Source organism: Paenibacillus sp. FSL A5-0031, assembly GCF_001956295.1.
Lineage (GTDB): Bacteria > Bacillota > Bacilli > Paenibacillales > Paenibacillaceae > Pristimantibacillus.
Genome location: NZ_MRTD01000011.1, coordinates 280,755 through 297,942 on the forward strand (window position 1 = coordinate 280,755; position 17,188 = coordinate 297,942).

Here is a 17,188-nt window from a genome sequence, read left to right on the forward strand (position 1 = left end):
AAAGAAAAAGCAATTCGGATTAAATCCGAATTGCTTTTTTACTGCAAGAAAGGGGAACTTATATAAAACATAACGAAAATCGAGCTATATGGTGTATGACACTAGACAAGCCAAGCCATGTAAATTGTCGGATGACAAGAATATGAGCCGATTAATTACCGCGTAAATCGCGGTTTTTTTGTATTATCGGTACATATTATTGTCAATGTGCAATGTCAAGAATATGAGCCGATTGCCTATCCAATACCCTAACGTCACGGCGGATGTCATTCCAAATAGAATAGAAGCAAAGGTGTAAAAGGGGTGGAACAATTCATGACATGTCATAATCCCAGCGGTAATAATTGTCACCTCATTTGGTACTGGAATCCCAAAAGGCCCCAAACAGAAGGCTAAGAATAGTACGATGTAGCCATAATGACTTATCATTGTCAAAATTTGATCCACGTAGGTTCCCCATTTTATGAAAATGACTTGTGTGCGCCCCGATAAGGACAACAACACCTAAGCTTTTTTTAAAGAAAGAAATGCTCGCCTAATTCATAGGCGAGCATTTCTTTTAGATTATTTAATTAAGGTACCTTTAGAATTCCTGTAAATTGATTAAGTGCAACTCTATTTTTCTAATATAAGACTAATTGAAAAATGTATATGTTCAACTGGTGGATTAACTTCATGTCACAACATAATAGAATTCATCATCTGCAAACGTATTAAAGATAACCATGTCATTTAATAGTAATCATGGGGTTCGATGTCAAACTGTTCTTCCGCGAGGAAATGCGCATGATTAGCGAAATCCGTCTTAAAGATACAGCGAGCGAGCTACTCGTTCTATGGATCTGCTCATCCTCCATGTCTCATAGCTTCATGGCGAGCCCCAGTCGTTTAGTCCTTCTTGCCGAGAGAGATGTACTGATCCTCGGAAGTGCCGAAAGGAGTGTGCAGTAGCGCGCTCATCAAGCCGAAAGCGACCTCGGACTTGGAACGAGTGAAAACGAACTTTGTGACTTGCTCGGGAAGGAGTTCCGGGCATTCCGAGGTGCAGACGACGACAAGGTTCTCCGGGCTTAGGTACTTCATTACCTGCAAGGCCAAAAATTCGTTGAAGACGACGAGGGGTTTGTTCTCGTGCTGCTGGATAAATTGCTTAAGCGACTCTTCGTCGCTGGTGGCTGCGAATACGAGAGATTCATCCAATCCCGAAGCGGATCGAACGATCTCATGATACCGCTCGTTCGACATGTGTTCGTGAATGAGCGCATAAGGCTGTCCGGTCGGCAATGACGCGTTCAGATCGCTGAACAATTGTTGGAAATCAGGATTGACTTGCCGGAACAAGGAATCGTCGATCAAGCTGTCCACGATAACCAGCGGCGATCCATATTGCAGATTCCTCGATATCGCATGGAAGGATTGGACCATAGCATCAATCAGAAAGAAGCCGTCCAGCTTACGCTCGGCGATGATCTCGAAATTGGGTTTGGCCGGATCGATTTGGGATACAAGGAGATGATAACCCTTCTCCCGGCATCGGCGCTCCAATCCGTCAAGGAAAACTCCGTAGCTGACCGGCTTTGGAATGCGGGCGTCGCCGGTGCTGACGAACAGCACGCCAAGGACATTGGTTTTGCCGAGTGAGAGCGACTTGGCCGTCAAATTCTGAACGTAATGGAGCTTGCTCGCTGCTGTAAAGACCCGCTGCCGCGTCTCTTCCGGAATCGTCTGGGTGCTCACGTTATTAAGAACATAGCTTACCGTAGCGACGGAGACGCCGGCTTCTTTGGCTACGTCGCGGAGTGTCGTTTTTTTCATCATATCAGTAACCGCCTCGTTAGGATCAAAAGTTTAGATAATCATAAGTCCGAACTTGGAAGGATGTCAAACTTGCCGTTGACAAGCCTCAGGAAACGCCCTATACTGAAGCCACTTAACCGGTTAAGTTAAAACTTGAAGAATGAAGTTCTCAGAAGGGGCTATGCAATATGGAAAATTCGGCTCAATCGAAGCTGATCGTATTACCCGGGGTGCACGCATCCCGGCTGGGGAACGAAAGAGACATCTACATTTATTTGCCTGCGGGCTATGACGATGATCCGTCCGTAAGGTATCCGGTGTTGTACATGCACGTGGGCCAGCACGTATTCGAGCCGAGCAAGCCATCCGGAGAGTCCTGGGGTATGCATCGCGTAGCCGACCGACTAGTGGCGGAAGGACTGGTTCGGCCAATTATTATCGTGGCGGTCGAACATAAGTACGAGGACGGAACCAGTGAATATTTCCACGACCTGTACGCGTATCCTATCCGCTGCGTCGGTGAGCTCTATGAACATTTTCTGATCGAAGAGCTGAAGCCAATTGTAGATCGCGGATTCAGGACACTGCCGGATGCGGAGCATACGGCTTTAATGGGCTCCTCGGCAGCCGGCATCGCAACGTACAACATTGGGCTCCGCCGTCCGGATGTATTCGGCATGCTGGGCATCCTGTCGCCTTTTTTCGTCCAGGTAGATCCCGGCACTCTGGAAGAAACGCCGCAGTATAGACTGTATCCTTATAACGATGGGCAAAAAATATGGATGGACATTGGTGGGGCGGAGGGGTTCTTCATGCCATCCCACGTGCGGAGCGTCGCGGAGAATATGCAGCAAGCTGGCTGGAAGCAAGGTGAGGAGCTTTATTATTATCTGGACATGGAAGCCGCGCATTCCGAATGGGACTGGAGCCGCCGGGCGCACATGCCGCTGCTGCACTTCTTTGGCGAAGCCGCCGATGTGTCGGTCCTCGCGCTTGAAGGGGACGGTATCGTCGGTGTCGACGGGCCTGTAGTGGTCGTTAATGCGGTTGCCGCTCTTCACAACGGCATACGCTTCAGTTTGCTCAGAGCCGATTACCAGACGGATAATCCGGATGTCCTCGGGATTTCGACAGACGGAAGGCTGCTTCCACGGAAACCCGGCACTGCGACGATCGTCTGCCGCTATGGTGGCCAAGAAGCGGCCAGAATGTATACTGTCGTGGAACGGCTATCTGAGACCGTCGTCGTCGAGCTTGAAATTCGCGTGCCGGATACAACGCCGGATGATGCAGAGATTTATGCGACGTTCGGCGTTCCGAAGCTCGGCAAAGGATTGTATGGCGGAACGGTCAGTTTGCCTAGAGGATTAACGTTTGATTTTCTCATCACCCGGGGCTACGATAAGGAAGAAGTCGATCGGGATTTCGGGCGGATGCCTTACAGAAGGATTGTCACGGACGAGGACAAGAGAGTCGTTTACACGGTTCATAATTGGATAGACTTAAGGCCAGATACGGGAAGAGAGGAGGAGGTTTGAATGACGCAGCCTTCGCGAGTGGAAACCATCGCGAATTTCCGATCGGAAATTATGCGCAACGAAAGGGACATTTTCGTTTATTTGCCGCCCGGCTACGGGGTGGAAGCGGACAGGACGTATCCGGTACTTTATATCCATGACGGGCAGAACGTATTCCATGAAGCATTTAACGGGCAGTCATGGAACCTGCACCGCGTATGCGACCGTCTGATTGCGGAAGGACGCATTGAAAAATTGATCGTCGTGGCTGTCTCGAATAAGGGGATGGAGCGAGACAGCGAGTTCGCGCATCAAGGCCCGTTCGCAGAGGAGCTCGACTACCCTTGCCGGGGAGAGTTCTATGAGCGTTTTCTAGTGGAGGAGGTAAAACCCTACATCGACCGTACTTACCGGACGAAGCATGAGAGCCGCCATACCGCACTGATGGGTTCGTCCAGAGGCGGGCTCGCTACTTACCATATCGGTTTCCGCCGTTTCGACGTTTTTGGCAAGCTTGCCATGCTTTCTCCTTATTTCGCCCAATACAATGAGGTGACGATGACGCATCTACCCATCGTTCAGACTTTCGATGGGAAAGGACCGTTTCAATTATGGATAGATGCGGGCGGCATGGAAGGCATGACTGTGCGTGTCGATCACGTCAGGCACATGGCGGAGCATTTCGTGAAGCTAGGCTACCGGTCTGGAGATGACCTCGTGTTCTGCTACGAACCGATGGCAGAGCATAACGAGGGGGCTTGGGAACAGAGGGTGTACGCGCCGCTTGTCTTCTTCTTCGGAGACAATGGATCGCCAGTCTCAGCCGAGTTGATCGGTGATTCTGTCGCCGGGATCGAGGGAGCCGAGGCATGGGTGTACCCGCTTGTCACATATGAAAGCGGTTTAGTGTCGGTCGACCTGGACGCAAGCTTCCGCGTTACGCCCGAAGGCGCAGCGGTGGTCGATACGACAGGCTTGATCCGTTCAGTCAAGACGGGGGAATGTGAGATCGTGTACAGCGGACATGCGCTGACCGCATCGACAACAATCAGGATCGTGCCGGAATTGTCCGAGGAGGTCGAAGTGGAGCTGGTAGTTGTCGTACCAGACGATACCTCGGCAACGGCGAGAGTATACGCGGGGGCGGAACTGGAGAAGTCCGGACCTCGCTCCTACCGAAGGCGGCTTTTTCTGCCGAGAAATACGGGATTTTCTTTTCACATCTCAGAGCATTCTGGTCTAAGGGAAGCAGGCCCGGAGGGGGTGGATGTCCCGAAGCGGCGGTTCGTCGCCGACTGCAATAAGACGTTGCATTATGAAGTCCAAAATTGGACGCTAAGTCAAACGATATGAATACGGGGAATCTCCATGAAGACGAAAGCACTGACTCGCGGCGCGAAAAAACTACCATTGTCTTTCTTAACGCTATCGCCGCTCGCCGCAGCCGCTTACTCCAACGGCACAATATTTTTTTCAATTCGAATCGTTCCAGCGATCCTACAACTGAAACAATTGGTTTCAAACTTCCAATAACAAAACATCCATTGAAGTACAAATCAATAACTGATTCCAATAAATATAATTAGTATTAAAATGCTGAGTCCAGGTAGGGTATGGATTCAGCTTTTTTATTAGAAGAGGTTTAATCAAATGCCAAAATCACTAACTTAAGAGGAAGTGACAAAATAACAATGCTGAGAATACAAGATAGATTGTGACACAAGCTAATGTCGGATGACAAGAATATGAGCCGATTAATTACCGCGTAAATCGCGGTTTTTTTATTTTATCGGTACATATTCTTGGCAATGTGCAATGTCAAGAATATGTACCGAATGCCGAAAAAGGCCAAGAACGTATAGCGATTGCCGATGAGCTATTTTTTCAAGTGTTCTGCATATTTCACAATCAAACCAAAATCGACTACAAAGAGAAAATGGTAAAAAGGGACTTTTCATTTATTTAGTGCTTTTTGGAATTCGTTGATAATACCTTCAATTAGCATTAATTGAATTTTGTAACTATGTTCTGCAGGCCATTTAGCTTACGGGCAGGATAGTTTAAGATCAAACGCGGTGAACCGTACCACAAATAAGGGCAAGTTTTTTTTGGTGAATTCCTTGCGGCGTATGGGTTTGAATATATGTGCTTAGGTCACATGCGAAGAAACGAGAGAAAGGTGCATCGGTTGATTTTTTTGATTTGTAAAAAGGTGTATATGAAAGTAAACAAAAATCTATTTCCAAGCATAAAATTGCCTCATAGAATTAGTCGTAAAGAGGCCGTTTGGAGCTTGGATAAAATGGACACTCGGATCAAGACCATGTACCAGACTTGTTAAAATCATTTAAACCTAAGAAATGGGGATGAAAGATGAAGCGAAGTCAGAGGTGTCCAAGACGAAGTTCCTTGTTGTTATCATTTTTGTTAATCTTATCGATTGTTTTTTCTGTTCAACCATCAGTAGTGAAGGGAGAAGGGGATAGGTCGCCGAAGATTTCGCAGGGGCAGGAGGATCAAATGCCTTTACTTCAAGTTCCTAATCAGCAGGGACAACAAGAAAAGTCCGATCCTGATCTCGAGCAACAACCCCAGTCTAACTTAGAACAGCCGCTTGCCGCTGCTGCTGCAACAGGATATTTCCCACCAAATACCGCGGCATCTGGGAATGTGAAGAACATGGCCTTGCTTTATACTGGATATTACGGTGGACGAACGACATACGAGGGAAGAGAAATCGGCACGTATGACAAGAATACGCTTTTGCCCTATGTTGCGCACTACAACAGTAATAATGTGATGGATGACACCTTTTTCGATTCATTTCTATTTCTAGGAATCAACACATCTGACTATAGAGATTTTGGTGATACAGCGGACCCTGCCAAGTGGACCTATAAGGCGGATTGGGAATGGTATATAAACCGCATTTTCACCGCTAATCAACAGCTCGATGCCCTCAACCAAGCAACCCAGCAAGTTGCAACCACACTAAACCTAACAAATTACAAATCCAAAGTATATATTATGATGCCTTATCCTAATAGTGAAATCACCAATTTCGGAGATGTCGATAACGACGGAATCAGCGAAAATCTGAATTCGACGCCTAGCAATATGACGAAGGTAACCAAATGGTATATCGACACCGTATTAAGCAGATGGAATCAAGCCCAATACAGCAACCTTGAATTAAAAGGCTTCTACTGGTTCCATGAAGATATTGATCCCGGCAATCCGGGTGAAGTAAATGCAATTAATAACTCTGGTAACTATCTTCATACGCTGGGTCTGAAACTTGCCTGGATTCCATACTTTGGTGCCGGACAAAGCAATAACTGGAATAATTATGCAATCGATTTTAGCATCCAGCAGCCCAATCACTATTTCGTTCCGGAGACTGATTATTCGAGAATGACGAATGTATCGACCCAAGCTCAAACATATAATAAGGGCATCGAAATGGAGTTTGACGAAAGAGCGATGTTCGACCCCGATTTTAAAAACCGATTCGATAATTACTTAAAGGCCGGCGTAGAATACGGATACATGACGGGAGCGGTCAAGGGTTGGTATCAAGATATTTTTGGGATATATAACTTGTATAAAAACAAGAATAACAACGGTGTAAACGGAGTTTATGACGGGAGACAGATGTATGAAGATATCTACAAATTTGTTAAAGGAACGTATACCATTCCAGCTAATCTTGCAAGCGGTAAATCGGCAGTAGCCTCTTCCAACCAAAGTTCTTCTCTATCCGCTGCTAAAGCTGTTGACAATTTGCCGGGTACACGGTGGTCAAGCCAACAGTATTCAAGTACAGAGTGGATTTACGTCGATCTCGGGCAAGCCTACAACATCAAACGCGTCAAACTTAACTGGGAGTATGCTTACGGCAAGAGCTACAAAATTCAAGTATCGGATGATGCGGTCAATTGGACCGATGTGTACTCGACAACGACAGGCAACGGAGGTGTAGACGATATAGGCTTTGTGCCTACAACGGCAAGATACGTGAGAATGCACGCAACAGAGAGGGGCACGAGCTATGGTTACTCTATTTATGAGTTTCAAGTATATGGAGACAGCGTCGGATCCGCTACTACAACAAATTTGGCGTTAAATAATACAGCTACGTCATCTTCCAATCAAGAGGCAGCTCTTTCTCCGAATAATGCGGTTGACGGTAATGTGGCGACAAGATGGGCCAGTCAGTTTGCAGACCCGCAATGGATTACAATCGACCTTGGGCAGGCTTATAACATAAATCGAGTTATATTGAATTGGGAGCTTGCCTATGGCAAAGGCTACAAGATTCAAGTATCGAATGACGCTGTCAACTGGATGGATGTGTATACGACAACGAATGGAGACGGGGGGATTGACGATTTATTCTTTACTGCCGTAAATGCAAGGTATGTAAGAATGTACGGAACCCAGAGAGCTTACTCCTTCTATGGCTATTCCTTATATGAATTCCAGGTTTATGGCAAACCGAATCTAGCGTTAAACAAATCGGCAACATCCTCTTCCAACGAGACATCCACATTAACGGCCGATAAAGCGGTGGATGGTAGTGTAACGACAAGATGGGCCAGCCTGTTTTCAAATCCGCAATGGATCTATGTATACCTCGGACAGGAAACCCGCGTCAACAATGTCAAACTCAACTGGGAGTATGCTTATGCTAAGAGCTATAAGATTCAGGTGTCGAACGATGCAACCAACTGGACGGATATATACATGACAACGAATGGAGACGGAGGTATAGACGATATCTACTTTGAACCGGTAAATGCAAGGTATATAAGGATGCATGCGACAGATCGAGGCACAGGCCACTGGTATTCTCTTTATGAGTTCGAAGTTTATGGCAGCTGAACCATTAGCATAACGTAAAGCCTAATATGGGGTTCTCATCCCAAATAACAAAACAAGCCCATGCACGAAACTGAAGTGCACCCCTTATAGTAGACATTGGAAAAACCCATATGGGAAACCGATGATACTTTAGGGGTGTATTTTTATGAGGAAAAGAGAGCAACCGAATAAATTGTATTCATATGAAGTAAGGAAAGAAGCCGTACGTTTACACGAAGAGGATAGATGGATGTACAAGCAAATTACAGAGAAGTATGGAATACAAGATAAAGATAGAGTTCGTAAATAGGTGTATAAATTTAGGAAAAAAGGCAATTACGGATTATTGGATAACAGAGGCCGCCGCGAAGAATATAAAGATATGGATCGTTACAACCAACAACTTCAACGGGAGAATACGGTTTTGAAAAAGTGATTAGAAATCTGGAAACGGGAGGTGTGAAAGGCAAGTATGCAATTATCGATGAGTTATCTGATGTTTACCCAGTGACCCTGCTATGTGAATTGCTTGATGTATGGAGAAGCGCGTACTATTGATATCTTAAGCGTAAGCAAGCAGACCCTAATGGCGAGACCAAGCAGCGGATCAAAGCGATTTATCTACAGCGTGAGCGAACGTACGGTTATAGGAGAATCCAAGGTGAGTTAAGTTCTTGTCATTTATGGAATCAAGTTCTTGTCATCCGACACGGTTGGTGTCGGATGACAAAAATATGAGCCGATTAATTACCGTGTAAATCGCGGTTTTTTGTTTTATCGGTACATATTCTTGGCAATGTGCAATGTCAAGAATATGAATCGAATGCTGAAAAAGGTCAAGAATATATTCCCATTGCCGTTGAACAATTTTGATTTCTCACAAAGGCTCACTTATTTGTGGAATTTGTCAGAATGATAGATAACACTCTACAGGAATGCTAACGGGCAGGATAGTTTAATTCACTTCACGAATACCTTAAATATGGAAAGTTCACTAAGTTCGTAATTTAGACGGTAGTTGAAATACCATGAAAATATGAGAAAAAGGAAGGGGGTGTAAATCAATCGAAAGTCCACCTTTGCAAATCAATACAAAACAAACATCTAATTATTAAAAATGGTAGAACTGAATTGAAAGTACATTTCGATGATTTAAAAGAATTAAAGAACCGAAGTATCATTTCGATGAACAAGTAGAAGTCATGTATTTAGAGAAAACAGGACATGTCGAAGATATTTATTGGCATTACAAGTCTGAAAAACACATTTATCTTTCAATCATTGATTGAAAGATAAAATCAAGACGATTTTACGAGGAAGAGCTCATGTAATTAAATAATTGAGGATACTTACTTCAAATAAAACCATATCACGCTTGAGTCCATTCTTAATTCTTGATTGAATTTATAGGATTGATTATGGTAAAAAGAGATGGCGAGACAATAACCATTAAGAAGGTGAAATGAATGAGGAAATGGCTTGTTGTTACCTTGCTGGTTTTTCTTGTAAGTGCTAGTATCGGTCTTCATCGCACTTCTGCTGCCATGAAAATCTTTCCTTACACTCTGTCGATAGATGGGAAGAAGGTTGAGTTTACAAATGCCAATCATCCAGTTGTACTGAATGGAACAACAGTTGCTCCGTTTCGACCGGTCTTTGAACGACTAGGGCTACATGTGAAGTGGAAACCAGAGAACAAACAAATCATTGGGGAGAGTTCTGATTTAACAATCACGTTGACTGTTGGCTCCACAAAAGCAATCGTTAATGGCAAGCGCGTAGACATGCCGGCAGCACCCGTTATAATAAAGGGTTTCACCTTTGTTCCCTTACGATTTATTAGCGAATCAAGCGGCGGAGAATTACAAGTTTATGGTGAAGAGGGCGGTAATAATGCCTGGTTACTTTCAGCAAAACAAGTTCAGTTAAATAAGGCAATCATGGATAATGATTTGAAGGCAACTGAAAAGTATTTGCAACAAGGTGCTGACCCAACTGTAGGGGTCGGACCGTTAGGGCCAGCAATAGACAGTTTTGTTCCTTTTTATGGAGATAACCTTGAGATGGTTGTACTCTTCCTAGAATACGAGATGAATGTTAATGCCCAAGAAGAATTTGATGGTACAACTCTACTACATAATGCGGTATTATACAGCAGATACGAAATGGTCAAGTACTTATTAGAACACGGTGCTAATCCTTCTATAGAGTCTAGAATTGGCACACCTTTGGAAATTGCACAAAGCCCAAGTTTCCCCGAAGACCAACAAAATGCTGATGCGATTGCAGAATTACTTAAGTCTTACTTGCAAAATGGGTAATTTTGCTCGACTTGAACGATGAGTTCTTCATATCCCGAACCCCCGAGAACCTTACAATCTAAAATTGCGAGCGCTCTTAAAAGCATGTGAAGATCGGTGCTTTCATTAACATTGAATTCTAACATCTGTTGTAGCATCACGGATTCACTATGCTGGATTTGTAATTTATCCTGTGTTCGTTAAATGAGGACATGTTCTAATGAAGAGGATAACAAGATTACTCCGGGCGGGATACGTAATATCATGAGAGAAATAAGCCTAATCCATATCGGAGCAAAAAGATCTGCTATTGCAGCAGATCTTTTTGCTCCTTACACAAGTGTTGCGAATTATGACTGGTAGTTAATAACCATTTTGGCAACCTGTTTCTCCCATGAATCCGATCCAGACAATTCGACCTTCAGGTATTGAGTACCTGCAGGCAGTTCGTTTTGTGGTGAATATGTTTTCCTATACCAATTGCCAAAAGTATAGACACCAACTGTACTGGTATGTGACACTTGTGTCCAGTTCACATTATCAGGTGAGGTGTAGAATGCTATACCATTCCATACACTGGCATGATAAACGGTCGCAGTAAAGTTGGTGATATTCTGTAAGTTATAAACAAAGTTTGCTGTTGTTCCTGTTAACCGTTTAACGCGTGAGGTATCATTATTGAAGTAAAGTGCGCTATTTGTCGTGTCAAATGCTAGATTGCTAGTATGAGAGCTTGTTTTGGACCAGTTGTTCAGATCGTCTGTAAGCGTTTGCGGAGGAGAGTCAGGTGCAGATCCATTTTCACCAACAAACGTTATAACGCTCTTAGCTGGAATAACGGTCTTGAACTTGCCTCCTGCTAAAGGCACATTAGGACCTTTTGCCATATTTAAGTCACTGTTAGTTGTATAAGGAGTAAGCTTGCCAGCTGTGAATCCGCTTGGGTTGAAGTTCACTTCTGCTGAACTGTCGCTGTCATTGACGGCAACGATTGTGAACTTTCCAGTTGCTGGGTCTTTAAAGGCCGACGCATATACACCTGATTGAGGATTTTCGGATGCACCGATTCTGACATATCCCGGTTTAATAAATTTGCTGAAGTTACCGAAAGCATAATATCTTTTTGTTAATTGGTAAGTACTCGTTGCTTTGTTTACGTTGATTAAGCCTTCGTCATTATTGCCTGGGATTGCTCCTGTCCAGTACAACCACGCATTAACATTCGCCTTCGTAACGAAATCATGAATTTGTTTAGCGAATTTTAAGCCTGAATTAATGCCTGGATCATAGGAATCTACCTTAGATACTTCGGTCATCCATACTTTTTTGCCTTTGGACGCAGCTGTAGTAAAAGGATTAGTTGGCAGCTCAGCGTTAATGACCGGAACTGGATAATTGTGACCGCCAACAATGTCGATACGCTCTGCTGAAGCCGGATCATTGAGAGCATCCTTCACCAGATCCTCGGACCACCATGAAGATTCACCAACAATTACTTTCTTATTCTGAACCCCTTGGTTAATCATAGCTTGTTTCAAATAATTTTTGAGGAATACTTGGATGTTCGTCGAATTCCATTCGCTGGAATTCCAAGAGAGGAAGGTCATAGAGTTCGGCTCATTTGTCAAGGAAACACCGTATAGATCGATACCGAACTGAAGTTTATATTCCTTAATAAACGTAGCCATGAGAGTTGCAAAATCACCATAATTTTCGGATTTGAGGAATCCGCCATTCGTTGTGGAGTTATTCGTTTTCATCCATGCAGGTGGACTCCAGGCGGTTGCGATAATTTTGTCAACGCCTCTAGCCTTTGCTTGCTGCATTACCCATACTTGGTCAGGTCTAGCATTAAAATCATACGTTTCTGGAGCTGGATTGAATTGTGGGAAAATTTCGCCCCTAAGGATGGATAACCCGATACCTTTATCTTGCGTAAACAGCAGATCCATGACTTCACTGCGCGCCGGCTCCGCCAAATCATAGATAGCATCTGACCATCCTGCTTGTGATACTCCGAAACCATCGATTTCTTGTTTAACGTCATTCCAATTCACAGTAACATCCGATGCTGCATGGGCAGTAAGAGGTAATACTATCAATGTCGAGAGCACAAGACTCATTACTACACTAGCACTTGTCAGCCTTTTAAAAAGATTCCGTTTCATACCTAACCACCTTTACTTGAATGTTGGTACTTTCGCATGTATATCCTGACTTTTTAAAAAGCTATGCTGCTTATGATTTTTTTGTGTGTATCATCTAAGTATGATTTGTATTGTTGTGCAATTAACTGTGTAGATTATCTTGCTCACTATTATCAAGCATTCTATCAACCACGGCGCCGAGGCTTCCGAATGCTGTAGCTCACTCCCTTCATTGCGCTGTATGTCAAGACCTCTGAGACAGCACTTCTGTGTTATTATGACGGATTCCTATTCTCAAGCTGATGGAAAATTTACAGGATTGAGATGGAATATATCGCCATTCAGATGGATTTTAATTGGATATGGATTGAGTGTCAATTGACAGAACATCATAATATTCACGCATTAGTTGTTTTTGTATTGATTTGACAGGTCGTTTAACCCAATTAATTGGATATTGTTTGAATGTCAATGGACAAAACATCATAATATTCACGCATTAGTTGTTTTTGTGTTGATTTGACAGGTCGTTTAACCCAATTAATTGAATGATGTGTTAGATCCGGATGGTGAAGGTATCCATCTTAATACGCTCCGTAAAAATAGCGAGCTCCATGATTATTTCGTTCAGCATCAAACTTCCAAGCCATATAAGCCACGTAATAGGGCTGTAAAACAGCTTATGGATGATATGGATTCATTCATCAAACAGATCAAGATTAACCGTGACCTAGAACGTGTTAAACAGCGTTATATGCAGTCCACAAAGGCCGAACTGGTGGAGCATCTGATAAGACTTGAACAATATGTTGCTCATCATAATAAGTGAATCATAGGAGAAAAAATGGCCGCAACTATCAGCTGCTTTTTGTTCATTGGAAGATCTCGGCGGAGCAGAGCCGGAGCGCGAAAGGAGGGCGAAACCTTGGAAATTATAATGTTGATATCTGAAAAAGACATATATAATGTATGACAACCGAGGGATGAATCTATATAGGATAAGGCCTAAAGCCAATACATTAACATATGTACAAAATACGAGTTTTGTGAATAAGTAGTAATGAAATTCTCATTAATGATTAGTTCGTCTTTAATTTGCTGTTACTTCACTTACTCTTGCCTTCATTTTATGGACTTCAATTATAATGATAAATTCCATACAACTTCCGCTTCAAATTAAACGGTTTGCTCTTGTGAATTAACACTAATAAAAACTAGAGTTTAATTTCATTAGTAATGCTACAATTCAGCTGTCGTAATTATCCGTAGAGTTAATTTTAGAGTTAATCCTTAAAGTTTATTTTGCTCATCATGAATGTAATTCTAAACTCATGTAAAGTTTCCATTGTAAAATCTAATTATTTCCATATATTTTAATGTTCAATACTTCAGTCATACCACAATGTTCTTCTATAATGCTGCAGCTGCAATTTTCTTAGACGGATTGATCATTGAACTTGCATTGGAACATAAAAAAATAACCAATATGACGCATGTATTGGTAAATAATTTCCTTTTAACAGTCCCGTTAGTTCATTGATTTTCTTTTCAAAATGGTGATGTAGTCTATTTCTAACCCAGTTATATTTTTGATTACTTCCTCTTCTATACCTTCTGCTAGTGCTTTTCGTGCAAATCGTAAGCGATATTTGACTGCTGCCAACATCAGATTGTCTCCTCAAATGGACGAAGGTAAATCGTTTTATTTTTCTGATGCCCTGCTTGATCTAAAATAGTCTTAAGCTCTAACGTCAAGAGATGCTTATAGAAGACCTTTGTTGTTTTACCATCTGCACCTACCTCTACTACAAGAAGCAGCACGCCTTCTCGACTATAATAGTTCCGGTAATCAGCTAATTCTAGTGAGAATAGCGGCTTCTTTTGGTAAAACGATATCTACCTGACAAATAGCTTCAACATTTTTAGAGTAAGCAGAGCCAACACAAATAATTATCTAATTCAGGAATCGAGAGTGGTGCAACTTCTCCGCTTGTTAGGGCACAAACGTACAGCTAATCATAATTTTCGCAAAGGATGAACCAATTTAATTGAGCTTATGAAGTGTGCCGTTCTTATGTTCCTTGAGTAACTTTGAGAATAGCTCGCTTGAGTAATTAATCCTACGCTCAGGGAATTCACCTGTAAGTACAATCTTCAACATATGAAGCAGACGTTTACCCGTTAGTTCAGTAGGCCCAATAGACCATTGTCTAATACTGGGATATAAATATATCAAGCCACTGTAACGAAATGCTACCCTCAATCTTTCATAAAAATCATCATAACTAAGTGATATACCGTTTGCAATTAATTCGTTGTAATAAAGTTTAGCATGCTCTAGGTTAAAATAACTGGCCAGGTCAATATAAAAAGGCGCATAATAGATCCACCCGAAATCAATAAAATATGGTTTTCCATTATAATAATGTATATGGGGACCATCTACCGACTGCAAATCTCCATGTGTAAGAGTCAGGCTTTCCCTCTCATCGTACAAAGCCTCCATATCACGAGCAAAAGTGTCGGCTTTTTCACGCAGTGATGGCAGATAAGCACCAAATTCTCTGCAAAACTGGGGATTTTGATCCATAAGCGTTTCAAAATGATCCACAGAAATTTTTGTGACCAAGTTTTTCCAATATTGACCGTCAGCATGTGGTAGCCACAGCATCTCCTGACCTCTATGCATATTACGTGCGTGGATTCTAGCTAATGCTTCCGCAACCCTTGGCGACCAATCTACGCTAGATGGAGGTGATTTAACACTTCCCAAATCTTCTATAGCCATCCATCTAGGCTCATCTGTTTCTAAATCAAGTGAAAATGCGGCGGGCGTGTTTAGACGGCCTTGGTCAGTCAATGTTTTCATCACCATGCGTTCTTTTAGAGCGGCTTCTTTAAATATCATGCTCTCCTTTTGTCCATTTTCGTAAGTAACCTCTATACGACGTACTTCCGCACCAGACCACCCACGTTCAGCATCTGTCATATACCCTTACTCTAAATGACGTACTTTTCCGCGTTGAAGTACTTCGGCTAAGCCTTGAGCAATGATGATCATTTTATGTTCCAAATTAATCTACCTACCAATCTATTTATTTTTGGTTTACTCAGTAGCGCATATTACGTGCTCCAATTGCTCTCTCCCCCATTATTTTATAAAACAAAAAAGGGGCAGAAAATGAACATATCGTTCATCTTCTGCCCCCATAGGGAATTGACTAATGGAAAACATGATGTCCCAATTCAAACGAATGTCAAAACAAATGAATCTTGACATTTAGGGCATAATGTAAAAAAACCGTGCATGAGAGCACGGTTCCACAGTCAACTAGAAGTAGTCGATGTCCCATGTTCTTAACTATTGCTGGATTATTCTATTTATTTCATGAAGAAATAAACCACTTCAATAAGTGGACTTCAAGTGGACTTCTGAAATTTAAATGGAATAAACCTAATGCAATTAACTAGTTAAGAACAATAGCAGACACTTGATACATCCCCCTAATATTGAAACTGGCTAAAGTATAAATTAAAACTAGGAAATAGTCAAAAATACTATGCATCAGATCCGGAAATCGTTATAGACCAAGGCAGGATCTTAAGTTTGATCCACTTGCGGTTTTAGAATACGAAAAGTTATGGCTGCGGCATCTACTCGGTTCCTAGCTTTTGAACTTTTTTTGTCAATTGTATAAGCATTATCTTAAGCCGGGTACAATAACCTCGGAGAGGGAAACATGAAATGTTTTTGCTGCGAAAACATCAATGTTATCTAGTTATTGTCAATTCATTGCTGCACACCATTTCCGGAAAATCATTCTCAAATTTCTCGGATACTCGGTGCTTCTTGTATAGTTTGCTCGTACCCGGCTTTTACCGATGATGGTACAAAGCTTGAATCATAACGATTTTTCCCCATAGCAACAATACTGTTTCCATCTGGAATAACAAGAGAGGCTTTTGCACTTTTTTGTAATTCCGCTACATCCTGCTTAACACCTGGAACAAACCCGTGTCTCTTAGGCATGGGTGATAACACGATGACTTTATCAAAACCGCTTGCTAAATGAGCGTTCGTGCTTGATACCATCCCACCGTCAATCCAGTCTTGTCCGCCAAAGCTTGTAAACGGCCATATTCCTGGAACAGCACCACTTGCAGATACGGCCTCCAACAGAGAAATTCCCGTATCCTTATTCAACATATGAAGATCACCTGTCGCCGCATTGATTGCAGTCACATTTAAATTGGACGGCCATTCGGTTGTTACAAGCCTTGATTTTACAACGGATTGCCGCATTTCTTGTGTAACTTTAGATGAGTGCCTTTTAGCGATATCACCAAACATTTTTCCTATTTTTTTAGGATTGCTTCCACCCATGAGAACAGCCCTAATCCATTAAACGATTAAGTAATGATGAATATGATTGTGTCACAATTCATTGAGGTGTGAAGTAAGTATGCTTGTTACCCTGGAACCACGTTAACCTGCCCGTTCGTATTATGAGGTCACCAGATCTTTCTGGTAGACCTCATTTTTGTGTGGTCTTAAGATAGCGGT

10 protein-coding genes are annotated in these 17,188 nt (G+C 42.6%); 5 read left to right on the top strand and 5 right to left on the bottom strand.

Features of this window, described 5'->3' with window-relative positions:
• Window positions 1-888: 888 nt before the first annotated feature.
• Complete coding sequence (locus tag BK120_RS20600) at window positions 889-1,818, bottom strand: LacI family DNA-binding transcriptional regulator (protein WP_076269366.1); 930 nt, start codon at window positions 1,816-1,818, stop codon at window positions 889-891.
• A 167-nt stretch (window positions 1,819-1,985) separates the two neighbouring features.
• Here BK120_RS20600 and BK120_RS20605 point away from each other — a divergent pair, with 167 nt between their 5' ends.
• The 5 genes from BK120_RS20605 to BK120_RS20625 all read left to right on the top strand — a co-directional run bounded on the left by BK120_RS20605 (window position 1,986) and on the right by BK120_RS20625 (window position 10,498).
• Complete coding sequence (locus BK120_RS20605; protein ID WP_076269367.1) at window positions 1,986-3,335, top strand: alpha/beta hydrolase; 1,350 nt, start codon at window positions 1,986-1,988, stop codon at window positions 3,333-3,335.
• The gene (locus BK120_RS20610; RefSeq protein ID WP_076269368.1) at window positions 3,336-4,667 is read left to right on the top strand and encodes an alpha/beta hydrolase; all 1,332 of its coding nucleotides are present in this window, start codon (window positions 3,336-3,338) and stop codon (window positions 4,665-4,667) included.
• A gap of 15 nt (window positions 4,668-4,682) precedes the next feature.
• A complete protein-coding gene (locus BK120_RS35375) occupies window positions 4,683-4,847 on the top strand; it encodes a hypothetical protein (protein WP_179089842.1) in 165 nt (54 codons plus the stop codon).
• A 987-nt stretch (window positions 4,848-5,834) separates the two neighbouring features.
• Window positions 5,835-8,198: a discoidin domain-containing protein gene (locus BK120_RS20615; RefSeq protein ID WP_076269369.1), complete on the top strand. Its 2,364-nt coding sequence runs from the start codon at window positions 5,835-5,837 to the stop codon at window positions 8,196-8,198.
• A gap of 1,445 nt (window positions 8,199-9,643) precedes the next feature.
• Window positions 9,644-10,498, top strand: a complete 855-nt coding sequence (locus BK120_RS20625; RefSeq protein WP_076269370.1) for a stalk domain-containing protein — start codon at window positions 9,644-9,646, stop codon at window positions 10,496-10,498.
• 329 nt (window positions 10,499-10,827) lie between these two features.
• Here BK120_RS20625 and BK120_RS20630 read toward each other — a convergent pair whose 3' ends face one another.
• From BK120_RS20630 to BK120_RS20645, 4 genes are all read right to left on the bottom strand, one after another.
• Window positions 10,828-12,645, bottom strand: coding sequence for a glycoside hydrolase family 30 protein (locus tag BK120_RS20630; protein WP_076269371.1), 1,818 nt, complete (start codon window positions 12,643-12,645; stop codon window positions 10,828-10,830).
• Between the two features lie 1,507 nt (window positions 12,646-14,152).
• On the bottom strand, window positions 14,153-14,290 hold the full coding sequence (locus BK120_RS35380; protein WP_179089843.1) for a hypothetical protein: 138 nt from the start codon (window positions 14,288-14,290) through the stop codon (window positions 14,153-14,155).
• A 378-nt stretch (window positions 14,291-14,668) separates the two neighbouring features.
• On the bottom strand, window positions 14,669-15,613 hold the full coding sequence (locus BK120_RS20640; RefSeq protein WP_076269373.1) for a phosphotransferase: 945 nt from the start codon (window positions 15,611-15,613) through the stop codon (window positions 14,669-14,671).
• Window positions 15,614-16,447: 834 nt separating this feature from the next.
• Window positions 16,448-17,008, bottom strand: a complete 561-nt coding sequence (locus BK120_RS20645; RefSeq protein WP_076269374.1) for a patatin-like phospholipase family protein — start codon at window positions 17,006-17,008, stop codon at window positions 16,448-16,450.
• Between the last annotated feature and the right edge of the window lie 180 nt (window positions 17,009-17,188).